This window comes from Salinicola lusitanus, from assembly GCF_003206045.1.
Classification (GTDB): Bacteria; Pseudomonadota; Gammaproteobacteria; order Pseudomonadales; family Halomonadaceae; genus Salinicola; species Salinicola lusitanus.
On sequence record NZ_PZJM01000005.1, the window covers coordinates 1 to 22024 of the forward strand.

Annotated in this window: 22 protein-coding genes and 4 tRNA genes; 14 read left to right on the forward strand and 12 right to left on the reverse strand. The window is 64.1% G+C overall.

Translation table 11 applies throughout. From position 1 onward, the window contains the following. Window positions 1-21: 21 nt before the first annotated feature. Window positions 22-1491: a betaine-aldehyde dehydrogenase gene (gene betB / locus DOM45_RS10980; RefSeq protein ID WP_110600506.1), complete on the reverse strand. Its 1470-nt coding sequence runs from the start codon at window positions 1489-1491 to the stop codon at window positions 22-24. A gap of 100 nt (window positions 1492-1591) precedes the next feature. Further along, a complete protein-coding gene (betI, locus tag DOM45_RS10985) occupies window positions 1592-2197 on the reverse strand; it encodes a transcriptional regulator BetI (RefSeq protein WP_110600508.1) in 606 nt (201 codons plus the stop codon). 270 nt (window positions 2198-2467) lie between these two features. Between betI and DOM45_RS10990 the strand changes: the two genes are divergently transcribed. From DOM45_RS10990 to DOM45_RS11010, 5 genes are all read left to right on the forward strand, one after another. After that, window positions 2468-3418, forward strand: a complete 951-nt coding sequence (locus tag DOM45_RS10990; RefSeq protein ID WP_110600510.1) for a choline ABC transporter substrate-binding protein — start codon at window positions 2468-2470, stop codon at window positions 3416-3418. A gap of 141 nt (window positions 3419-3559) precedes the next feature. Beyond that, window positions 3560-3636: transfer RNA gene (locus tag DOM45_RS10995), tRNA-Met, on the forward strand. 215 nt (window positions 3637-3851) lie between these two features. Then, window positions 3852-3927 (forward strand) — tRNA-Asn (locus DOM45_RS11000). A gap of 30 nt (window positions 3928-3957) precedes the next feature. Continuing rightward, window positions 3958-4033: transfer RNA gene (locus DOM45_RS11005), tRNA-Asn, on the forward strand. A 34-nt stretch (window positions 4034-4067) separates the two neighbouring features. Further along, a tRNA-Asn gene (locus tag DOM45_RS11010) sits at window positions 4068-4143 on the forward strand. A gap of 256 nt (window positions 4144-4399) precedes the next feature. Here DOM45_RS11010 and nikR read toward each other — a convergent pair. Then, on the reverse strand, window positions 4400-4873 hold the full coding sequence (nikR, locus tag DOM45_RS11015; RefSeq protein WP_110600512.1) for a nickel-responsive transcriptional regulator NikR: 474 nt from the start codon (window positions 4871-4873) through the stop codon (window positions 4400-4402). 206 nt (window positions 4874-5079) lie between these two features. Here nikR and nikA point away from each other — a divergent pair, with 206 nt between their 5' ends. The 5 genes from nikA to DOM45_RS11040 are packed head-to-tail and all read left to right on the forward strand — an operon-like array spanning window position 5080 to window position 10093. Continuing rightward, window positions 5080-6708 carry a nickel ABC transporter substrate-binding protein gene (gene nikA / locus DOM45_RS11020; protein ID WP_205909444.1) on the forward strand — a complete coding sequence of 543 codons (1629 nt, stop codon included), beginning with the start codon at window positions 5080-5082 and terminating at the stop codon, window positions 6706-6708. Further along, window positions 6701-7726: a nickel ABC transporter permease subunit NikB gene (gene nikB / locus DOM45_RS11025; protein ID WP_240612364.1), complete on the forward strand. Its 1026-nt coding sequence runs from the start codon at window positions 6701-6703 to the stop codon at window positions 7724-7726. The genes nikA and nikB overlap by 8 nt, the downstream gene beginning before the upstream one ends. Then, the gene (nikC, locus tag DOM45_RS11030) at window positions 7723-8607 is read left to right on the forward strand and encodes a nickel ABC transporter permease subunit NikC (protein ID WP_240612365.1); all 885 of its coding nucleotides are present in this window, start codon (window positions 7723-7725) and stop codon (window positions 8605-8607) included. The genes nikB and nikC overlap by 4 nt, the downstream gene beginning before the upstream one ends. Further along, on the forward strand, window positions 8604-9362 hold the full coding sequence (locus DOM45_RS11035) for an ATP-binding cassette domain-containing protein (protein ID WP_110600516.1): 759 nt from the start codon (window positions 8604-8606) through the stop codon (window positions 9360-9362). Before nikC ends, DOM45_RS11035 begins: the two co-directional genes overlap by 4 nt. Further along, entirely contained in the window at window positions 9362-10093 is a 732-nt protein-coding gene (locus tag DOM45_RS11040; protein ID WP_110600518.1) for an ATP-binding cassette domain-containing protein, read from the forward strand. Before DOM45_RS11035 ends, DOM45_RS11040 begins: the two co-directional genes overlap by 1 nt. 393 nt (window positions 10094-10486) lie before the next feature. Here the strand turns inward: DOM45_RS11040 and DOM45_RS11045 are convergent, their stop codons facing one another. The 5 genes from DOM45_RS11045 to DOM45_RS11065 form a co-directional block, all read right to left on the reverse strand. Further along, complete coding sequence (locus DOM45_RS11045; RefSeq protein WP_110600520.1) at window positions 10487-11170, reverse strand: DUF1826 domain-containing protein; 684 nt, start codon at window positions 11168-11170, stop codon at window positions 10487-10489. Between the two features lie 24 nt (window positions 11171-11194). Next, complete coding sequence (gene folE2 / locus DOM45_RS11050; RefSeq protein WP_110600522.1) at window positions 11195-12109, reverse strand: GTP cyclohydrolase FolE2; 915 nt, start codon at window positions 12107-12109, stop codon at window positions 11195-11197. A 323-nt stretch (window positions 12110-12432) separates the two neighbouring features. Further along, window positions 12433-12858 (reverse strand): nuclear transport factor 2 family protein, encoded by a 426-nt coding sequence (locus DOM45_RS11055; RefSeq protein WP_110600524.1) that lies wholly within the window; start codon window positions 12856-12858, stop codon window positions 12433-12435. 73 nt (window positions 12859-12931) lie between these two features. After that, window positions 12932-13162, reverse strand: coding sequence for a hypothetical protein (locus DOM45_RS11060; RefSeq protein ID WP_110600525.1), 231 nt, complete (start codon window positions 13160-13162; stop codon window positions 12932-12934). Window positions 13163-13342: 180 nt separating this feature from the next. After that, a complete protein-coding gene (locus DOM45_RS11065) occupies window positions 13343-14482 on the reverse strand; it encodes an N-acetylmuramoyl-L-alanine amidase (RefSeq protein ID WP_110600527.1) in 1140 nt (379 codons plus the stop codon). A gap of 263 nt (window positions 14483-14745) precedes the next feature. Between DOM45_RS11065 and DOM45_RS11070 the strand changes: the two genes are divergently transcribed. Further along, on the forward strand, window positions 14746-14898 hold the full coding sequence (locus DOM45_RS11070; protein WP_110600529.1) for a metallothionein: 153 nt from the start codon (window positions 14746-14748) through the stop codon (window positions 14896-14898). Window positions 14899-15124: 226 nt separating this feature from the next. Here the strand turns inward: DOM45_RS11070 and DOM45_RS11075 are convergent, their stop codons facing one another. The 4 genes from DOM45_RS11075 to DOM45_RS11090 form a co-directional block, all read right to left on the reverse strand. Next, window positions 15125-15946, reverse strand: coding sequence for a metal ABC transporter permease (locus DOM45_RS11075; RefSeq protein WP_205909446.1), 822 nt, complete (start codon window positions 15944-15946; stop codon window positions 15125-15127). Beyond that, window positions 15943-16740: a metal ABC transporter ATP-binding protein gene (locus DOM45_RS11080; RefSeq protein WP_110600533.1), complete on the reverse strand. Its 798-nt coding sequence runs from the start codon at window positions 16738-16740 to the stop codon at window positions 15943-15945. The genes DOM45_RS11075 and DOM45_RS11080 overlap by 4 nt, the downstream gene beginning before the upstream one ends. Then, window positions 16733-17638 (reverse strand): metal ABC transporter solute-binding protein, Zn/Mn family, encoded by a 906-nt coding sequence (locus DOM45_RS11085; RefSeq protein ID WP_110600534.1) that lies wholly within the window; start codon window positions 17636-17638, stop codon window positions 16733-16735. Before DOM45_RS11085 ends, DOM45_RS11080 begins: the two co-directional genes overlap by 8 nt. Before the next feature lie 370 nt (window positions 17639-18008). After that, window positions 18009-18911, reverse strand: coding sequence for a LysR family transcriptional regulator (locus tag DOM45_RS11090; protein ID WP_110600536.1), 903 nt, complete (start codon window positions 18909-18911; stop codon window positions 18009-18011). A gap of 130 nt (window positions 18912-19041) precedes the next feature. On the opposite strand from DOM45_RS11090, the gene DOM45_RS11095 reads away from it, so the two are divergent. From DOM45_RS11095 to DOM45_RS11105, 3 genes are all read left to right on the forward strand, one after another. Then, window positions 19042-19782 carry an SDR family oxidoreductase gene (locus tag DOM45_RS11095; RefSeq protein WP_110600538.1) on the forward strand — a complete coding sequence of 247 codons (741 nt, stop codon included), beginning with the start codon at window positions 19042-19044 and terminating at the stop codon, window positions 19780-19782. A 182-nt stretch (window positions 19783-19964) separates the two neighbouring features. Then, a complete protein-coding gene (locus tag DOM45_RS11100; protein WP_110600539.1) occupies window positions 19965-20183 on the forward strand; it encodes a tautomerase family protein in 219 nt (72 codons plus the stop codon). Between the two features lie 317 nt (window positions 20184-20500). Beyond that, window positions 20501-21940 carry an arylsulfotransferase family protein gene (locus tag DOM45_RS11105; RefSeq protein WP_110600541.1) on the forward strand — a complete coding sequence of 480 codons (1440 nt, stop codon included), beginning with the start codon at window positions 20501-20503 and terminating at the stop codon, window positions 21938-21940. Window positions 21941-22024: the final 84 nt, after the last annotated feature.

Consider the following 22024-nt stretch of genomic DNA (forward strand, 5'->3'; position numbering starts at 1 on the left):
GCCCGTCGCTCGTCGCGGATATCAGAACACCGAGGCGAACGGCCCCATCTCGATCTGCACCGATTTGGTCTGGGTGTAGTGCGCCAGTGTCTCGACGCCATTCTCGCGACCGATGCCCGACTGCTTGTAGCCCCCGACCGGCATCTCCGCGGGGGAGTCGCCCCAGGTGTTGATCCAGCAGATGCCGGCCTCGATCCGGTGGATGACGCGGTGGGCGCGGTTGAGGCTTTCGGTGAACAGGCCCGCGGCCAGGCCATACTCGGTGTCGTTGGCGCGGCGGATCACCTCCTCCTCGTCATCGAAGGCGAGGATCGACATGATCGGGCCGAAGATCTCTTCCTTGACGATACGCATGTCGTCTTCGCAATCGGTATAGGCGGTGGGCGCGACCCAGGCGCCCTTGGCGAAATCACCCTCGGTCAGGGGCTCGCCACCCACCAGCAGACGTGCGCCATCCTGCTTGGCGATCTCCAGGTAGCTCGCCACCTTCTCGAGATGCTCGAAGCTGACCAGCGGGCCGAAATTGGTCTCCGGGTTCAGCGGATCGCCGGCCTTGATGCGGTTGACCCGCTCGACGATCTTGGCCTCGAACGCCTCCTTCACCGAGCGGTGGACGAACACCCGGGTGCCGTTGGTGCAGACCTGGCCGCTGGAGTAGAAGTTGGCCATCATCGCGCCGTCGGCGGCGCGGTCGAGGTCGGCGTCGTCGAACACGATCAGCGGCGACTTGCCGCCCAGCTCCATGGTGACGTCCTTGAGCGTGGAACCGGCCGCGGCGGACATGACCTTCTTGCCGGTACCCACCTCGCCGGTGAAGGTGATCTTGGCAAGGCCGGGGTGCTCGGTAAGCATGGCGCCGACGCTACCGTCGCCCTGGACGACGTTGAACACGCCGTCCGGCAGGCCGGCTTCGGTGAAGATCTCGGCCAGTTTCAGCGCGGTCAGCGGCGTGACCTCGCTCGGCTTGAACACCACCGCATTACCTGCGGCCAGGGCCGGGGCGGCTTTCCAGCAGGCGATCTGGATCGGGTAGTTCCACGCGCCGATGGCGCCGATCACGCCCAGTGGCTCGCGGCGGGTGTAGACGAAGGAGTCTTCGCGCAGCGGGATCTGGGTGCCCTCGATGCTCGGCGCCAGGCCGGCGAAATACTCCAGCGCGTCGGCGCCGGTCACCACGTCGACGCTGGCCGTCTCGCTGATCGGCTTGCCGGTGTTGAGGGTTTCCAGCTCGGCCAGCTCGTCGTTGCGTTCGCGCAGCAGGGCGACTGCCTTGTGCAAGATGCGCGCGCGTTCCATGCCGGTCATCGCCGCCCACTGGCGCTGGGCGCGCTGGGCGCTCTCGATCGCCGTGTCGACGTCGGCCGCGGTGGCCTGCTGGACGCTGGCGATGACCTCGCCATTGGCCGGATTGACGGCGTCGAAGGTCTGGTTGCCGCTGGCCGGCGTGGGGCGGCCGTCGATATAGAGTGTCTGCGTCTCGAGTCGTGCCATGATGACTCTCCTTCGAATGGCGAATGAAATAGCGTGGCCGCTGTTTCGGCGGCCTGAATCCGATGTCTGGATCGATTGCGCTGGTTCGGCGCGGTTGCCTTCAAGCGTAGTCGTTGGCGCGGGTTCGACTGTGGTGAGCGGTCTCGAGCTGCACCCGAACGTAGTCGTAGGCCAGTTGGCGGGCGCGGTCCACGTTCAGGCCTTCCTGGGCCAGGGCGCCCCGCAGCCACAGCCCATCGATCAGGGCGGCCAGCCCGCGTGCGGCGTCCCGGGCTTCCCGCTTCGGCAGCACGCGTCGGAACTGGCAGCTCAGATTGGAGTAGAGTCGGCGGTCGTTGACCCGCTGCAACCGCTGCAACGGCCGGTGGTGCATGCTGCTGGCCCAGAACGCCAGCCAGGTCTTCATCACCGAACGGCTGGTCTGGCTGCGATCGAAGTTGCCGTCGATGATGGCATGTAGATGCGCCTCCGGCGGGGCATCGCCCAATGCCGCGCGCCGTTCCAGCACGGCGTTGCCCAGATCGCTCAGGACGTGGCGCATGGTAGCTTCGAGCAGCCCGTCCTTGCCGGCGAAGTAGTGGCTGATGATGCCGGTGGAGACGCCCGCGCGCTTGGCGATCCTGGCGATCGTGGCATCGGCCAGCCCCGCCTCGTCGATCGCCTCCAGCGTCGCCTGGATCAGTTGGCGGCGGCGAATGGGTTGCATACCGACTTTCGGCACGGGCTTGACTCCTGCAGCGGGACTGACGTGATCGAACCTTACGGATAACCCGTTTTAGATCGAGTTTCCAGTGATCGCCGGGGAACCCGACTATTATCGAACCGACGACGTCGTTTGCCGACCATTATGGAAATTTTTTATTGAACGGTCAATCAACAAAAACTAGTGTATTGTGTCATCGAATGGAAAATATGACATTCGATAATCAGTGCTTATTGACGAAAATCTACAATACGTTCAGGGAGTTCAAGCACCATGAGATATCAGCCGATTCTGTGGACCCTGGCCGGTGCCGGCCTGGCTGCGGCGCCGCTGGCCCAGGCCCAGGAGCAGGAGCCCGAGAGCTGTCAGACCGTCCGCTTCGCCGAGGTGGGCTGGACCGACATCCAGGCGACGACCGCCTTGACCAGCGTCGTGCTCGAAGGGCTTGGCTATGAAGCCACCTCGGACACCGTCTCCGTGCCGGTGGCCTACGCGGGCCTGAAAGGGGGTGACTTCGACGTGTTCCTGGGCAACTGGATGCCGTCGATGAAGTCGATCAGCGACCCCTACATCGAGAAAGGGCAGGTCGATCGTCCGCGTGCCAACCTGGAGGGTGCCAAGTACACCCTGGCGGTGCCGGAGTATGTCATCGACGCCGGCGTCACCTCGGTTGCCGATCTGGACGAACATGCAGACCAGTTCGGCCACAAGCTGTTCGGCATCGAAGCGGGCAACGACGGCAACATGATCATCCAGCAGATGATCGACGACGACGCTTTCGGCCTGGGCGACTGGCAACTGGTCGACTCCAGCGAGGCCGGCATGCTTGCCGAGGTCCGGGCGCGTACCCAGAGCAAGGAGTGGATGGTGTTCCTGGGCTGGGCGCCGCACCCGATGAACACCAACTTCGATATCGGCTATCTCTCCGGGGCGGACGACTACTTCGGTCCGGACTACGGTGGCGCTACCGTCTATACCAACACCCGCGCCGGCTACGTCGACGAGTGCGGCAATGTCGGGCAGCTGCTTCAGAACCTGAGCTTCACGCTCGACATGGAAAACGAGGTCATGGGCAGCATCATGGACGACGGCGAGGACGAGAAGGACGCAGCCCGCGCCTGGCTCAAGGCACATCCCGAGACGCTGGACGGCTGGCTCGAGGGCGTCAAGACGGTCGATGGCGAGCCGGGCCTGCCGGCGGTCAAGGAAGCGCTGGGCGTCTGATCCACCGCCGGGGGCGGACAGGGGAACACGAGCCGAAAATTCCGCCGATTCTCACTGCAGGCTTGTCCTTCGACGAGCCTGCAGGTATAGTCCGCCCCCGTTGTCACTCGGCAACGTTTGCCGTCTCCCGGCAGCAGCGTCGGCTACGTAGCTCAGCTGGTTAGAGCACATCACTCATAATGATGGGGTCCCCTGTTCGAATCAGGGCGTAGCCACCAACGCTTCTCTTATCTAGCCATCATCTATCCTCGGATATCCCTTTGTTCGCCCGGACGTGCTGCGCACGGTCACCAGGCCTGCCAAGTGGGGGAGAGGGGACGCGCAGCATATTGATTGTGCTCGGTTATTCCTTTTCGACAATTCGAGAAATCCTGGCCTCCGGCCTTGACGCAAAAGACTCAGCGCGTATACTACGCCGCGTGCTGAAGGATGGTCCCCGATAGCTCAGTTGGTAGAGCAAATGACTGTTAATCATTGGGTCACAGGTTCGAGTCCTGTTCGGGGAGCCAACATCCATATCAGCCAGCGGTGAACGACGATCCCCGATAGCTCAGTTGGTAGAGCAAATGACTGTTAATCATTGGGTCACAGGTTCGAGTCCTGTTCGGGGAGCCATCGCCCACACCGCATGACGACATCGCTGCATCGATCCCCGATAGCTCAGTTGGTAGAGCAAATGACTGTTAATCATTGGGTCACAGGTTCGAGTCCTGTTCGGGGAGCCAGTGCGATGATCGTTCCAGAGTTATTCCTCCTGTTGTTCTCTGACTCCTTCGTGCTTTCAATGTCGCCCTGATTGACCGCAGGTCAATGGGTTGGATGCCGCGTTGCGCTGAGTTTGGCGCCTTCTGGCGTGACTTGTGGCATTAGCCGAACGTTTGGGCTGAGATTCGACAGCCTTCGAGCAACGAGCCAGCTCCGGCTCTGATCATGCTGGAGGCCCCCTCGGCGACCGTCGCCTGTCTTGCCCTGATAGCCACATCATTTGTCTCTCACTCTCCAGTGCGTGTGGGGTTCCAGTTGATCGCCATGCGGGTGTTCCTCGACATCGGCATCGATCGGCACCATGAACAGTCGACCGTGGCGCACGCCGCGCTCGCTGATGATGCGCTCGCCCAGCGCGTGCACACTCTGGCTCTCGCCCTTCAGCACCGCTACCGACATCGAGTGCTCGTGATCGAGCAGCACTTCCAGCGTGGAATGGACCAGCGAGTGGTGGCGGTGCAGCAGCCGCGAGAGGTGCTGGGCGAGATCGCGGGTGGTGTGATCGAAGACCCAACTGAGCGTCGCCAGGCATGTCGTCGTCTCCTGCGGTGCATGCTGGCGCGAGTCCAGTAGCCCGGTCCTCAGCAGATCGCGCAGCGCCTCCGAGCGTCCCTGATAGCCGTGACTTGCCACCCGGGCATCGATGGCGTCGAGCAGCTCCTCGTCCAGGGTGATGGTGATGCGTTTCATGATGTATGGCTCCTGTCTTCATCTGGCTGGGTCAATCGCGAGTCGAGAGTCGGTGGCACCGTATAGCGTGGAAGCGGTCCGATGGCTTCGAGCGCCACGCCTCGAGCTCCCTTCGGCGACCACCAGTATGATGAATCTCGATAGACATCATACTAAGCCGCCGATAGGCTCTCATCTCCTGACGGGGACGACGAGCACTCGACATCATGACAACCCATTCGATATCTGCCCGCGGCCGGCGGGGGCGACGTGCCCTGTGCGTGGCGTCGCTGCTGATAACCGCCGGGATTTCCGGCGCCGCGATGGCGACATCGGCCAACGATGATCCCGTGCTGACCGTGGCCTGGCCCTACGACGTCGGCCCCCTCGATACGCAGGGCTATGGCGCCAACCAGATGATGGCCCAGGCGATGGTCTACGAGCCGCTGGTGCGCTTTCACGACGGTCGCCTCGAGCCGTGGCTCGCCACGCAGTGGTCGGTCTCCGACGATGGCCTCAGCTACCGGTTCACCTTGCGTGACGACGTCACCTTCTCCGATGGCGCACCGTTCGACGCCGCGGCGGTGAAAGCCAATCTCGACGCCGTGATGGCGTGTCGGGACCACCACGCCTGGCTGGCGCTGGCGAACAAGCTGGAGTCGGTATCGATCTTCTCGCGAGATGAGGTCGAACTGCACCTGAAGACGGCCTACTACCCGACGCTGATGGAGCTCTCGCTGATCCGCCCGCTGCGGTTCGCCTCCCCCAGCAGCCTGCAGAGCGATCTGCCGGCGGAGCAGGGCGGCTGCCGGCTCTCCCGCCCGATAGGCACCGGGCCGTGGGTCTTCAGCGGCCGCGAGCCGGGGCGAGTCGATCATTTCAAGCGCAACCCCAACTACTGGGGTGACTTGCCCGCCTACGCCGGCGTCGACGTACGTCTGATCAACGATCCCAACACCCGTGCCGTGGCGCTGGAGACCGGCCAGATCGATCTCGTCCAGGGCGCACGCGGGCTGATTTCGGAAGACAGTTTCCAGCGTTTCGCGCAGGATCCACGCTTCGAGGCCAGGAATTCACCGCCGCTGGCAACGCGCACCTTCGTCTTGAATTCCCACCACGGGCCGACCCGCTTCCTTGCGGTGCGTCAGGCGATCGAACACGCCGTCGACAAGCGGGCCATCGTGGCGTCGCTGCTGTTCGACGCCGAGCCGGTGGCCCAGGCGCTGTTCTCACGCCAGGTACCCTACGCCGACATCGATCTGGCGCCCTACGAGTTCGATGTCGACGAGGCGAGGTCACTGCTGGATCAGGCGGGCTGGACACCTGGTGAGGATGGCATTCGTACCCACCAGGGCGAGCCATTGACGCTGGATCTCTACTTCGTCGGCGACGATCCGCTGCAGAAGGCCATGTCGCAGGTCGTGCAGGCCAATCTGAAGCAGGTCGGGATGCAGGTTCGTCTCCACGGGGAGGAGGAGACCGCGCTGATGAGCCGGCAGAAGAGTGGCGAATTCTCGATCATCTACAGCGATACCTGGGGCGCGCCCTACGAGCCGCACGCCTACCTGAGCTCGATGCGGGTGGCGGCCCACGCCGACTATCAGGCGCAGCTGGGTCTGCCCAACAAGGCCGAGATCGATCGCGAGATCGGCGAACTGCTGACCGAGCAGGACGAGGCCGCTCGCCAGGCGGGATACACCCGTCTGTTGCGCGAGCTGCACGAGTCGGCGATCTACGTGCCCATCTCCTTCGTCACCGCCCGCTCGGTCAGCCGCCGGGACGCGGTCGAGGATGTCGGGTTCGGCGACACCATGGAGGACATCTCGTTCTCGACCATGAGGCCGGCCGGTGAGTGAGTCGAACGCCAGCCGTCGGTTCGAGTCGCTGTGGCAGATCGCACTGCGCCGCCTGGCGCTGATGCCGCTGTTGCTGCTGGCGGTGTCGCTGATCATTTTCCTGCTGCTGCATCTGGGGCGCGGTGATCCTGCCCTCGATTACCTGCGACTTTCCGGGATCTCCCCGACCGATCAGGCGGTCGCGGCGGCGCGCCATCAGTTGGGGCTGGACCTGCCGCTGTGGCAGCAGTACGCGCACTGGCTGTTGCAGGCGCTGCAGCTCGATTTCGGTACCTCGTTCATCAGCGGCCGCCCGGTGCTGACCGTGATGCTCGAGCATCTGCCGGCGACGCTGGCGCTGGTCGCCGTGGCGCTCGTCGTGACGGTGGTGGCGAGTCTGGTGCTGGGGTTGTGGGCTGGCCTGCACCCCGGCAGGTGGCCGGATCAGTTGGTACGCCTGGTGGCATTCCTGGGCGTTTCGATGCCCAACTTCTGGATCGGTTTCCTGCTCGTGCTGGTCTTCTCGATCTGGCTCGACTGGCTGCCACCCATGGGGTACGGCGGACCCTTGCACTTCGTGATGCCGGCGCTGGCCATTTCGGTGATGACGATCTCCATCAATGCGCGGATGCTGCGCATGTCGATGGTGGAGACCGCGAGTCAGCGCCACGTTCACTACGCCCGGCTGCGCGGTCTCTCGCGGCGGCGTGTGGTGCTCGCGCACCAGCTTCCCGGCGCACTGCTGCCGCTGTTGACCGCCTCCGGCATGGCCATCGGCGAGTTGATCGGTGGCGCCTTTGTCATCGAGAACATCTTCGCCTGGCCCGGCGTCGGCCGGCTGGCGGTGGATGCCATCCAGAACCGAGACTTTCCGGTGCTGCAGTGCTTCACCCTGTTGATGACGCTGGTCTACGTACTGGCCAACCTGGGCGTCGATCTGGTCCATGCCTGGCTGGACCCGCGGGTGCGCCGACGCCGACCGCAGTCCGGCGAGACGAAGGGGCGCGCCGGTCTTCCGGCCGGGGAGGAGCGACCATGACCGAATGGGCCTCGTCGCCGGCCATGCCCGCGACCCGTCGGCGGCTGCGGCCTGAGCTCCGGCTGGCGCAGCGCTGGGGCGTGCCCGTCGGTGGCCTGCTGGTGGTTCTGCTGATCGCGGTGACCCTGTTCGCGCCGTGGATCGTGCCGTTCGACCCCGACCAGGTCGACGTGGCGAACCGGCTCGCGCCGATGACCGCTCAGCACTGGCTGGGTACCGACGAACTTGGCCGGGACGTGCTCTCGCGGCTGCTGATCGGTGCCCGTGTGTCGCTGGGGACCGTGGCCGCGATTCTCGCCCTGGTGTTTGCCATCGGGGTGACGCTGGGCAGTCTCGCTGGGCTCGCCGGCGGCCGGATCGATCAACTGGTGATGCGCACGGCGGATCTGTTCCTGACCTTCCCGACCTTCGTCATGGCCATGTGCTTGATCGGCGTGCTGGGTACCGGCATGACCAGCATGATTCTCGCCATCGCGCTGACGCACTGGGCCTGGTACGCCCGCGTGGTGCGGATTCTGGTGATCTCCCAGCGCTCGCGGGATTACGTGCTCGCCGCGACCCTGTGCGGGGCGTCGCGCTGGGCCACGTTTCGTCGCCACATGCTGCCGGGCATCAGCGTGCAGGTGCTGATTCTGCTGACGCTGGATCTCGGCCACATGATGCTGCACGTGGCGGCGCTGTCGTTCCTCGGCCTCGGCGTCGCGCCGCCGACGCCCGAGTGGGGCGTGATGATCAGCGACGCGCGCGACCTGATCTGGGCACGACCGGCGCTGGTGATCTGGCCCGGGCTCGCCATTTTCCTGAGCGTGGCGGCGTTCAATCTGCTCAGCGATGGCCTGCGTGATCGGCTCGATCCCGCGCTCAAGGAGGCTCACGGATGACCACGCTCACGCTGGACGCCCTCAGTGTTCATCAGGGCGAACGCTGCCTGCTGGACCAGGTGTCGCTGACGCTGACGACCGGGCGCGTTCATGCCCTGGTCGGGCCGAGCGGCGCCGGCAAGTCGATGACCGCGGCCGTGCTCTCCGGGTCGCCCCTGGCGGCGGGGCTTGCGCGGCGCGGGGGCGAGGTGCGGGTGGCGAACGGCACGCCGCGGCTGGCCCACGTGGTGCAGAATCCGCGCACCGCCTTCAACCCGCTGATGACCATGCGCCGCCACGGCCTGGAGACGCTGGCGGCGCGCGGCATCCGGGGATCCGAGGCGGAGGCCTCGCTGCTGGCAGCGCTGGCGGAAGTCGGGCTGGAAGCTGCCGTAGCGCCCCGTTATGCGTTCGAACTCTCCGGCGGCATGTTGCAGCGCATGATGCTGGCGCTGGCACTGCTGCAGGGCGCGGACATCCTGATCGCCGACGAGCCGACGTCGGATCTCGACGCGCCCGCCCAGCAGCGTGTTCTCGCACTCATCGAGCGGCTGGTGAAACGTCACGACCTCGGCGTGTTGCTGATCACCCATGACCTGGGCATCGTCTCTCGCTACGCCGACACCGTTCAGGTGATCGACGCCGGGCGAATCGTGGAGTCCACCACGCCGGCGGCGCTGTTTCAGGCTCCCGACAGCGCCGCCGCCCGGGCACTGCTGGCCGCCCACCGCGCATTGAGCGACGCCTATCGGACTCGCGCCGGAGTGGTCGAGTGATGATCGCGCTCGAGGAGATGACCCAGGTCTATGCCGGCCAGCGGGTGCTCGGTCCGATAAACCTCGCGCTGGAGGCGGGGGAGCGGGTGGCGCTGGTCGGCGCCAGCGGCGAAGGCAAGAGTACGCTTGCCAGGCTGCTATTGGGGCTGGAGAGGCCCGCGAGCGGTCGCCTGATGTTCGACGGCAGCGTGCTGGATCGGCGTGCTCGTCCAGTCATGCGGAAGTTCCGGCGCCAGGTACAGGGCGTGTTCCAGGATGCGCCCGGCGCGGTCAATCCACGCCATCGTGTGGAGCGGATCATCGGCGAGCCACTCGAACACTTGACCTCGCTCGACCGGTCCGCGCGTCAGGCGCGGGTCATGGCGATGCTGGCGGCGGTACAACTGCCGGCGGAACTGGCCTCCCGGCTGCCACATCAGCTTTCCGGCGGGCAACTGCAGCGGGTCTGCCTGGCCAGGGCGCTGGCGATCGAGCCGGCGCTCCTCGTCTGCGACGAAGTCACCTCCGGACTGGATACGATCCTGCAGGTGGCGCTGGGTGACTGGCTCCTGGCGCACTGCCGGCAACAGCGCATGGGCCTCGTGTTCGTCACCCACGACCTACGCCTGGCCCGGCGATTGTGCGACCGGCTGGTGGTGATCGAACGCGGCGTCATCGTCGACGACGTGCGCGCCCACCAGTCGTTCACGCATCCCGCCGCCATGGCGCTGGAGGCTGCCGTTCTCACTTGAGGGATTGACGGCGTCACTGGCGCCTACCGTATCAGTCCCGACTTCCCGGTGAGGATCGGCATCGACAACCTGTTCGACAACATCGACAGCGAGCACCTGAACCTCGCCGGCGGTGCCGCTGAGGGGGGCGTTACCCAGGCGTTCGCTCACGCCCGCGGCGGTGGCCGTCGTGGCCGCACTGGTGCGGGTTTCGCCGGTTCGTCGGGCCTACCACACTCCAGTCGGCTGGTTGCAGTGATTGCATCGCGGCCACGACTGGCGGCATCTGCTGGCCGCCGGCTTCTGGTTCGGAGCGCTCCATCCGGTGGTGGGACTGCTGCGGGGCTTGCAGGCTTTTACGGGCAGTCTTTCTGAAGACGACGCGAATCGGGAGCCGGTCCCGCGCCGTTCGGTTCAGCCGGGATCGATCGCGAGTATCAGCCGTTGGCCGGGCGGGGAGCGGTGAATCAGTCCGCGTCCGGCGTTGCCGATCCAGCCCGAGCCTTTCATCAGCGCCAGGTCGCCACACGACAGACGCTGGATCCGCTCAGGGTCGCGAACGATGTCCGGTTTGTCCGGGTGGGCGGCGCCGAGGCCGCGGCGATCGGCGGCGTCATCCGGCAGCCACTCGGTCCCGGCGCCGGCGTAGGTCGTGATGAAGCGCACGCCGAGGTTGTCGACGTGGAATCGCGGACACATGGCGCTCTCGAGCTTGCGCAGTCGCACGCCGATCTGAGGCGCGTCGAACAGATAGGCGATCGCCTCGGCCATCAGACACACGTCGGCGACCAGCGCCTCCTCCTGCGTCACTTTCAGTTGACGCGCGAGATCGGCGCACATGGCGTCGTCGGCCGGGCCACGCCAGGACCATTCGAGCGAACGCGACTCTCGCATCAAGCCATCGACGCTGGCCGTGATCTCGTCGGAGAGCGGTCGCCGCATGACACTCAATGTTATGCCGTCATCGAAGATGCGCGGCAGATGGTCAATGGTGTCGCCGATGACCCAGTGTACCGTATCGGTGTCGCCACCGAGCGGGGCGAGGGCGTTCACGGCGGGTGGGGATACCTGCGGGGCTGACAGTGACGTCGCGGGCATGGGGCTCTCCTGTCGAGGCGCGACTCAGCGCGTGGCGAAGTTGTGTTCGATCCGGGCAACCGCATCGTGGGCGTGCAGGCTTTCGGCATGTGTGATATCGACGCGGTAGCCATCGACCCCAGGTTGGTCCTCGCAGCGCTCGCCAAGGCGCCGCGCGGCGTCTTCGCAGAACATGAGGTTGGCACCGTTGCGCTCGGCGAACGCCTGCTCGTCGATCCGCTTGACCAGCGTCTGCACCGGCGTCTGCAGCGCCTGCTCGAAGTCGTCGATGCGGGAAGCGAAATCCAGTGTTGCCGCCTCGGCGAGCTTGAGGGCAATGCGGGCCCGGCTGCGCTGACTATGCGGTGTGGGGAAGCTGCCATCCTGCTCGATCCAGCGGGCTAGCGTCTCGGGGTCGCCCGCGGCGTCCGGATGCTCGTCCGTCCAGGCGCGCCAGTCCCGTGCCATGGCGTGGCGTGCGAGGGCGGCCGAGCAGGGGCAGGTGGAGGAATAGTCGAGCGACAGCGTCAGCACGGTGCGCAGATCATCGCGCATGCCGCCGAGTGCGAGTGTTACCGGGTAGTGTCGCCAGCCACTGGCGTCGCTCAAGAGCGCCGGTCGACGCAGCGGCAGATCGAAATGCAGGGAGAGCTCGAGGCGTTCGCTGATCCCTGCCTGGCTGTCGAGCAGCGCAGCGCCCAGATCGCGGAAGTTATCGACACTCAGTGGCGTTTCGTCGAGCCGGTCGAGTAGGCGGTAGAGTCGCGACATGTGAATGCCCCGATGCCCGGCTGCCAGATCCACGCCGACATCGACGGTGACGGGGAGCCGGGTGCCATCCGCCAGCAGCAGGCGAGAAGCGATACCGCCCATGCCGACCTGTTGCAGCGCGCGGGGCTGATGGCTACCCGCCATGCCGATCTGGCCGGCGACATCGGGAAGTGGGCGAAGTGAAGTCATGGTCAATCGGCGTCTAATGAAATGTTATTTCATAACATACTACTCGTGAGCGTCTTCGGCAATCCGGATCGTCTCGAGACGAGTCTCGATGGGGGAGCATCCCATTCCACGCATCGGAGGCGCTCGGTGATGCCGGAGATGATCGGCATGCACGTACTGCCGGGAGTGATCGACTTCCGGGTCCTTTGCCGCGAGCCCGGCCGGCATCGACGGACGGGCCGATGTCTAGCCAGGCCCTTCGCTTTAGGGGCGGTGCCCGGCAGCCGGCTTCACGGGCTGGCAGATCAGGTCGCTTGAACGACGCCCATCTTCCCCGAGAACGGTCAGGCGAGCTGAGAAGAGTGGTGGCCGGTGATTTTCCACTCGCCCTCGATCTCCTCGAAGGTGAACAGGAAGCGGGCGGGAATGGTGATGCTCTCTCCTTTCAGAAGATAGCTGAAGACGTAGTGTCCGCCGACCACGACCGTACCCAGCTTGCGACTGACGCGGCGTGAATAGTCGCCGAGTTCGCAGCTCAACGCCTCGTTGGCGAGGAAGCTGTCGAAGTAGCGCTGGCGTTCGTGGCGGGTGTCGCACACGTCATTGGCGACCGTGGGTACCAGAATCGCATCTTCGGCGTAGAGCGAAAGCAGGGTCTCCTTCTCGCCGCGGCTGACGGCGATCGCCCAGCGCTCGAGCGTGCGCGAGGCGGCATCGAGGCAGAACTCGGTATCACGTTCGGTCAGGGCCGGGGAGGTGGGATGAGGCATCGCAGTAGGGTTCCTTGTCTCGTGGCAGAGCTATCAACGTCGATCTGGCGACAGCGCCGACAAGACGATGGTGCTAGGTCGACGGCGACGCCAGTGAGCGCGCCGCCCGCTGGAACCAGCTGACGACCTGCTGGTGATGGCGTCGACCGTAGAACGCGATCAGGCGCTGGGTGGTGTAGTCGCGCGGGTCGTCCAGCGCCTGTAGGCGCTGCGCCACGTATTCACGGGTCAACGAAATCCGGCACTCGACGGTGATGCAGTGGTGCCACTCCTCGAAGGTGGTGGGGATTGGTGGGGTCGACATGGCAATCTCCGCTCAAAAATATAATGTTATATTATAACATTTTTGGCGTGAAGCTCAGACTATTTTGACCGACTGCCGGCGGATCGAAGCGCTGGCGCGCTGGAAGCCGCCGACCGTGTGATCTTCTGTCGGAAGGCTCGTGTCCCTTGCTCGACCAGTGAGCCGGTGTCCAGTGCTGGTTCATCCGGGTAGCGGGTTCTTTTCGAAGAAGTCGGCAACGCTCTGATGCAGGGCCTCGGCGAGCGCCTGCTGATGGGCGTTGCGTAGCAGGCGCTGGCAGTCACCGCGGTTGGACATGAAGCCGGTCTCTACCAGCATCGAGGGAATGTCCGGTGACTTCAGCACCGCGAACGCCGCCTTGTTGATGCGGTCGTTGTGCAGATGCGTCACGTCGCCGAGATTGGTCAGCGTCGTCCTGGCGAGTTTTTCGCTGGCGACATCGGTACCGCGCATCGACAGGTCGATCAGTACCGATTGCACGTCGGGGTCGTCCGAGTAGATGTCGCTGTCCCGCGTCGAGGCGTAGCGATCGGCACTGTTCTGACTTTCGGCGAGCCAGCGTGCCATCGCCGAGCTGGCCCCATGCTGGGAGAGGATATAGACGGAAGCCCCGGAAGCGCTGGTCGACGGGGCGGCATCGGCGTGAATCGACATGAACAGGTCGGCGTGATGGTTGCGCGCCATCAGCACGCGTTCGTGCAGCGGGATGAAGATATCGCTGTCGCGGGTCAGCGACGGCTCGAAGCGCGGATCCTGGTCGAGGCGCTCCTTGAGATAGTCCGCCACGCCCATCGCTACATACTTCTCGTAGTGATCGTCATGGCTGATACAGCCGGGATCCTTGCCGCCATGTCCGGCATCGATCTCGATGATGGCCTTGCGCGGTGCATCGTGTGACTTTGCCTCGGCGGTGACGGCGGCCATCAGCGGGTCGGGGTCGTTGATGCTGACGATCAACTGCGAGCGATGGGCGTCGAGCCGACGAACATGCGTTTGCGGTTGTTTGAGACTCTTCAGGTCGAGCACGATGCGTATGCCGCCGTCGCGCTGTCCCGTGCGCACATCCTTGACGATACCGGCATGCTGGTGGGGTGCTTGTGTCGGTGCGATGCGAGTGACGTGGGGTAGATCGATGACGATGCGGGGCGGATGATCCAGGGTAAAGACGTGATGATCGTCGTTTCCCTCCAGTTCGATGACAAAGCTGGCGCGTTCTTCATCTTCGGTCAGCGTGAATGGGGTGAGCGGATTCGCAAGTGCACGGGTACTGGGGAGTAGGCAGGTAGCCAGCAGGGTGGTGATGAAACGTCTTCTGTCCATGGTGACTGTCCGTGACGGGTAAAGAAAGATGACTCAGAAACCAAGTGATACAATATAACATTGGTGAAATGCCCTGAAACCGTCGTTGCTGCCAGGCACTGAAAAGTCGACGAGAGATAGCCGAACAGGGCCAGCGCCCAGTCGATGCTCAATGCCGTACGGGCGAGCGCACCCATTTTCAGGCAATGGCTGGCGTGATTCTGTGATGACATAACGCGGCACGACTAGACTAGATTGAGTGGAGTCAACATAGGAGGACTCCGATGTCTCAATCAACCTGCGCTTGTTCCAAATGTGATTGCAAGGTCACCGATCAATCCATCGAGGCACAAGGCAAGCTCTATTGCTCTCAATCCTGCGCCAGCGGCCACGCCGACGGCAGCAAGGACTGTGGTCACGACTGCCAGTGCGGCTGATACCTGATCGCGAAAACGGCGGCGTCCAGCCGCCGTTTTTTTTGGCCGGGCCTTCAGGTCTCGATAGCTTCCTCCCCCCGACACCCCCAAGACAGCAGCGCTACGCTGAATGTCCGATCTGGCGCTCGGTTGACCGGCAGGTTGCCTGGTCGATCGGCGTCAGCCAAGCCCCTGAGGCGTTGGGGGATGATTGGCAGGGGCGTCGGAGATCGAGTCGACTCCCGGTTCAGTGGCTGGTGGATGTCGAGACGCCATGCCGTGTCAGCCGGCTCAAGGCATAGAGTCCGAAACTCAGCCCGGCAATGCAGGACGAGGCCGGCAGGTTGGCGTAATAGGAGATGACCAGCCCTCCCCATGACTCGCCGAGCGAGAGCAGCACCGTCAAGGCGAGCCCGACGCCGATGCGTCCGCTCCACGCTTGTGCGGCGCTGGCAGGGCCGATGAAGATGGCGAAGCTCAAGAGCGCGCCGATCACCGGGACCGCGATGGCCGATGCCGCTCCCAGCAGCAGTAGAAACAGGGTATCGATCAGCGATACCGGGATGCCTCTGGCGCGGGCGGCATCGGGGTTGAGGCTGGCGAATCGCAGGGGCCGGAAGATGGCAACGAGTCCGGCCAGCACGACGAGCGAGGTGATCGTGATCCAGCGGATCTGGCTGGCATCGATCCCGAAGACGCTGCCAAACAGAATGCCGATGGCGGCGTTGGCATTGGCACTGTAGAGATTGATGAACAGCGCGCCGAGACCCAGCGAAAACATCAGGATCATCCCCACGCTGACATCGCGCTCACTCACGTTTCGTCCGGACCACGCCATCAGCAGCGCCGCCCCCAGTACGAAGACCAGCAGCCCGACCATCGGCTCGGCCCCGATCAAGGATGCGCCGGCGGCGCCGGCGAAGCCGATATTGCTCAGCGCGTGTGAGCCGAATGCCTGACGGCGCAGCACGACGAAGTAGCCCACCAACGAGCCCATCACAGCGATGATAGTGGTTGCCAGGAAGGCGTTCTGCATGAAGTCGTAGCGCAGAAACTCGGGCACTGTCACTGGCCCACCGCCTGGAGTCGACGCTTGCTCCCCTCGAACACAAAGCGGCGCCCCTCCTCGCTGATGACGCGCATCGGCGTGCCATAGAGCTCGCTCAGCGTGCGGTCGCAGATGATCTCGTCGACACGGCCGGCCCGGCCGCGGCCGCCAGCCAGATAAAGCACCTGATCGCACACCCGCAGCACCGGATTGACGTCGTGTGTGCTGAAGATCACGGCGATGCCTCGGCGGGTCAGCACATCGGCCACGGAGACGACGCGATCGCGCGCGGCCGGATCGAGCTGCGACAGAGGCTCATCGAGCAGGATCAGGCTCGGGTCGTTGACCAGCGCCTGGGCGATCAGCAGCCGCTGGCGTTGCCCGCCGGAGAGCGTCGACAGGCGTCGCCGTGCCAGGTCGCGAGCCTCGACCGTCTCCAACGCCTCGTCGACGGCCTGGCTCTGGTGGCTGCGTCCGAAAGGCAGGGGCATGCCCCAGCGATGCGCGTGGTAGGCGGCGCTGACGAACTCCCGTCCGATCAGGGCGTCGTCATGCAGCAGCTTCGAGGCTTGCGGCACGTAGGCCACGTAGCGTCTGGCACGCCGGGGACGCTCGCCCATCACCGTGAGCTCGCCAGCGCGCAGCGGCACCAGCCCGAGCAGCGTCTCGAACAGGCTGGTCTTGCCGGCGCCGTTGGGGCCGACCAGTGCGGTGAAGCTGCCCGGCGCGATATCGAACGAGAGCGCTTCGAATACGCTGGCCGCGCCTTTGCCGGCGGCGATCCGTTGGGCTCGAATCAGCGGCTCATCAGCCATGATTCGCGTTCGACCCGGCTTCGTCCAGCGCCTTGCCGATGGCCTCGAGCTGGGTGATCTGCCACTGGGCGTAATCCTCGCCGTGCAGCGGAATGGCACTGACCCCGACGGTTGGAATACCCGCTTCCTTGGCCGTGCTGACCTGGCTCTGGGTCAGTCGGTTGTTGACCTGCAGGTTGTAGATCAACAGGTCGACCTGATGCTGCTTCAATGCGTCCGTGAACGTCGCGACCTGCTGGGCGCTGGGCTGGTGGTTATCCATCGAGGCGAACTGGATGTCGTGATAGCGGTTCTCGTAGCCGAGCAGCTCGATCATGTAGCTGTAGACCGGCACCGTGGCGGTGATGCTCAGGTTGGGGTGATCGGCGATCAACTGCTGGACGGCACCATAGATCGGCAGCAGCGATTGCTGGAAGGACGCCAGGTTGGCGCGATAGTCGTCGGCGTGGTCCGGATCGACCGTCTCCAGTGCGCTCGCCACGCGGCTAGCGGTGGCCAGCATGATCTGCGGGGAGTAGAACAGGTGCGGGTTGTCGTCCGCCATGATCATGTGGCTCCCGGCGTCGCTGGCGCGGACGATCTGGCGTTTGTCACCGTCGGTGCTCTTGAGCAGCGGCTCCATCCAGCCATCGAATCCCAAGCCGTTGAGCACGATCAGCTCGGCCTGTTCCAAGTCCCTGGCGATCTTCGGATCGGCCCGGAAAGCGTGTGGATTGATATCGGGGCTGTCCAGTAGCGAAACGACGTCGACATGATCGCCGCCGATCGACTTGACCATGCTGCCGTAGCTGCTTTCCGCGGCGACGGCGTGAATGGCGGCCTGTGCCGAGCCGGGGACGGCGAGGAAAAGCAAGAAGAGCGTGACGAGTGACGAGAACAAGCGGCGAGACAGCGGCATGGTAATGGCTCCGGATGAAAAGGATTGACATGTAAAGACACGTTATAACATAACATTTACATGAGAGGCGCTCAACGCCACCCGATTTCGGATGCGTCTCCAGAGCCCCTGATACGCTCGCTGATGTGAGCTGCCGTCAGGGTTCAAGTGAATCGTCCGACGAACGTTACGGTGACAGTCAGATCAGAGGCCAGGTGTTGTCCACCAAGACGACGAGTGCCGGCAGTCGAGGCAACAACCGGCGGAAGCGCGGGATTCAAGCTGTGTCGACGTCTCCTGGGCCGGGCCTTGGCAGGTCGCAAAACCACCCCGGGAAATGGCGATGTCGTAGCCGACAAGGCCGACGGTCAGGCGCGAGGAGAGTGGGTGTTCAACCGAACTGATGCTCGGCATAGATCGACGTCAGCCAATCCAGGAAGACCTTGACCCGGGGTGAGAGCTGGCGACGCTGCGGGTAGACCGCGTAGAGAGGCAAGCTGGGTTTAGGCCAGTTGGGGAGGATCTCCACGAGCTCGCCTGTCGCGAGCTCGGGGGCAACGTGAAAGCGGGGCAACTGAATCATGCCGCAGCCCTGCCGGGCACATTCGATGTAGTTGGCAGCGTCGTTGACCGTGATCCACCCGCCGGCCTCGAACACCTGCGGGCGGCCATTGATGACCACCTCCAGCGTGCTGTCGATGGCGCCATCGCCTGAGAAGAAGCGAACGACCCGGTGTGATCGTAGCGCTTCAGGGTGGCTGGGGTGGCCGGCACTGGCCAGATAGGCCGGGCTGGCGCAAATGACCTGGGTCATCTCGGCCAACTTGCGGGCAATCAGGCTCGAGTCCTCCGGGATACCGGCGCGTATCGCGCAATCGACCCCTTCTCCGATCAAGTCGACCCGGCGGTCCCCGCTGGTCAGGACCAGGTTCAGCTTGGGTTGCTGCTCATGAAACCCCTGGATGTGGGGCAGGACGATCAATTGCGCGTGGGCACCGTGCATCTCGACCCGAAGCACCCCGGAGGGCGTGGTGGAGACCGGGCGCAGGATCGCCTCGGCGTCCTCCAGCTCCGCCAGTAGATGCACGCAGCGTTCGTGGAACGCCTCGCCTTCCGGGGTCGGGCGGACCTGGCGCGTGGTGCGCTCCAGCAGACGAACGCCGAGGCGGCTCTCCAATTGTTGGATGGCGAGCGTGGCAGTGGCTCTGGGGATATCGAGCGCATTGGCGGCCTTGGTGAAACTACCGCTTTCGACAATGCGCACGAAGAGCGTCATGGCATCGAATTTGTCCATCGTGATTGTTTGTCTTTAATGAATAGTGTTCTCAATTTAACGAATTTATTGATCTGCGGCGAACAGCAATACTCTCCCTCGTTCGTATCGTATGGCAGAAGGCCATAGTCACTCGACCAGGAGAAGAGTCATGACGGATGTCACCCGAAAGATCGCTCTCGTTACCGGCGCCTCGCGCGGTATCGGGCGCTCGATCGCCTTCCAGCTCGCTGATGACGGTTTCACCGTGGTCGTCAACTACGCCGGTAACGCCTCATTGGCGGCCCAGGTTGTCGCCGACATCGAAGACAAAGGCGGCCAGGCGATGGCGGTCCAGGCCGATATCGCCGATCCGCAGTCCGTTGCCCGACTGTTCGATCAGACGCTGGAGACGTACGGGCGCCTGGATGTGATGGTCAACAGTGCCGGCATCATGGATCTGGCACCGATTTCGACTGCCAACGTCGAGCTGTTCGACCGAACCCTGGCTACCAATCTGCGCGGCAGCTGGCTGGTCATGGCGAAAGCCGCGGAGGTACTGCAGGAAGGGGGGCGCATCATCGCGCTCTCCTCGTCGGTGCTGGCGAAATCGTTCCCCGGTTACGGGGCCTACATCGCCAGCAAGGCGGGGGTCGAGGGACTGGTGAAAGTGCTCGCCAATGAACTGCGTGGGCGCGACATCACCGTCAACGCCGTGGCGCCCGGACCCGTGGCGACCGATCTGTTCCTCGAGGGCAAGAGCGACGAGCAGATCCAGTCGATTGCCGCCATGGCGCCGTTGGAACGACTCGCCCAGCCGGAGGAGATCGCCGGCGTGGTGGGGTTCCTGGCAGGACCGAACGGCGGCTGGGTCAATGCCCAGGTTCTGCGTGCCAATGGCGGCTTCGCCTGATCGACAGGGAGAGTTCGATGATGAGTCAAGTCATCCTGGTGGCCGGTGCGTCCAGCGGCTCTGGCCAGCTGCTGAAACCGAAAGGTTTCCAGGAGGGATGAACCGTCCCATGCGTTCGATCCAATAAGCCATCCCTGATGAATCGAGTTCCACCCTCACAGGTCATTGAACAGGAAAAAATCATGCCATTTGCCAACTATAAGTTCCCGGAGGGCATTGTCGATCACGCCCGCAAGGAAGACATCATTCACCGTACCACCGAGATGTTCGTCGAATATTTCGGAGAGGAGGTTCGCCCTTACACCATGGTGTTGGTGGAGGAGGTCGCCGATGGCGGCTGGGGCCGGGCGGATGAGACGCTGACGCTGGAGAAGATGGGCTTACCGTCCAAGAGTACCTGATAGGGAATAATGACGGCGTCAGCCCGTCACAGGTGGGGCCGTCCATCGTGCCTTGCCTCTTACGCCGGGCAGCGCCAACGCGGTTCGTGCAAGGAATCTCGACAGGCCTTGGGACCATCTCCGTCTCGAGGCTTTTTACCTGTCGACGATGATCCCGACGTGGATGAAAACGTTACGTAAATGACGTCGACGGACAACGTTAAGACAACACACCCCGCTGAACCTCCTTATCACCATCCGGCTCTAATGCTCGTCCGAAATCGACGAGCGACGGTCCAACCGCGCTTCACCTGGAAGCCATACAGGATGGTGGAATCATGGATTCGCCCAAGACGCCCGAAAAGCGCCCGGTCCGGCAGGATGCCGACACGTTCACCGATAAACTCTTCAAGACCCTCTCGATTATCGCGGCCCTGGTGCTGGTGTTCGTGATCGGGGCTTTTTCCGTGGTCACCGAGATATTTCCTGGGCCGCAGATTCAGCACGCCTACCAGGCGGGGCAGGCGCTCTACCATCAAGCGACCGACTACAACGACGTCTATAAGGGCGATATCTGGCGCCCCCAGCGCACCGATGCCAAGGGCGTCACCCAGTATGATCCCGGTCTCGCCCGCAATGGCCTGACGCTCTACACCGTGGGCACCGAGCCGGCTGCCTATCTCGTCGACATGCACGGCAAGGTGATCCACGAGTGGCGCAAGCCCTACAGCGAGGTGTGGGCCGACGGGAAGGGCGTGGCCAATCCGCGCCCGGACGAGTTCATCCACTTCCGCAATGCGCAAGTGCTGCCCAACGGTGATCTGATCGCGCTCTACGAAGGCAACGGCGACACGCCCTACGGCTACGGGCTGGTCAAGCTGGACAAGGACTCCAACGTGATCTGGCGCTACGCCGGCCGAGCGCATCACCAGTTCGCCATCGCGCCGGACGGCAAGATCTATGCGCTGATCCACGGCATCTTCGACGACGAGATCGAAGGGCTGGACTACCTCGAGCCGCCGCGTCTCGAGGACTCGCTGGTGGTGCTGTCGCCGGAGGGCAAGGAACTGCAGCGTACCCGCCTGCTGCCGGCGCTCCAGCACTCGCCGTTCAGCGAATTGCTGAACAACGTGCCGGGGGTCATGGTGGGAGATCCCATTCACGCCAACGCGGTGGATTACCTCACCAAAGCCAAGGCCCGCAACTTCCCATTCGGCAATCCGGGCGACCTGCTGCTGTCGTTCCGCGAGACCAGCTCCATCGCGGTGTTCGACCCGCGCTCGCGGAAGATCACCTGGGCGACGCGCGGCCCATGGATTCGCCAGCACGATCCCGACGTATTGCCCAACGGCGATATCGTGATGTTCGACAACCGTGGTCACTACCACACCGCGGAGGGCGAATCTCGGGTCGTGGAGTTCGATCCCCGCACCCTGCAGGTCGTCTGGCAGTATGCCGGGACGCCGGAGCGGCCGCTGGAGAGCGAGATCCGCGGCGACCAACATCGACTCGACAACGGCAATACCCTGATCAGCGAATCCGATGGCGGTCGCCTGGTGGAAGTGACCCGGGAAGGCCAGATTGCGTGGGAGTACGTCGTGCCGACGCGGGGAGGCCCGAACGACGACATGATTCCGATCATCGGCTGGTCGCAGCGGCTCGATCCCGCAAGTTTCGACAGCGACTTCGCCCGGTCGCTGGATCTCGACGACAACGGCGGCACCGAGGCGCTGCCGACCCGGGACAATGAAGACGGGGACGGTGCGCCGGCTAGCTGAGATGGCTAGCCGGCGCTCGTCGCCCGCATCTCGGGACGCCATGCCGATGCCGGCATGGCGTTTTTGTATTCAGTCAACTCGGTT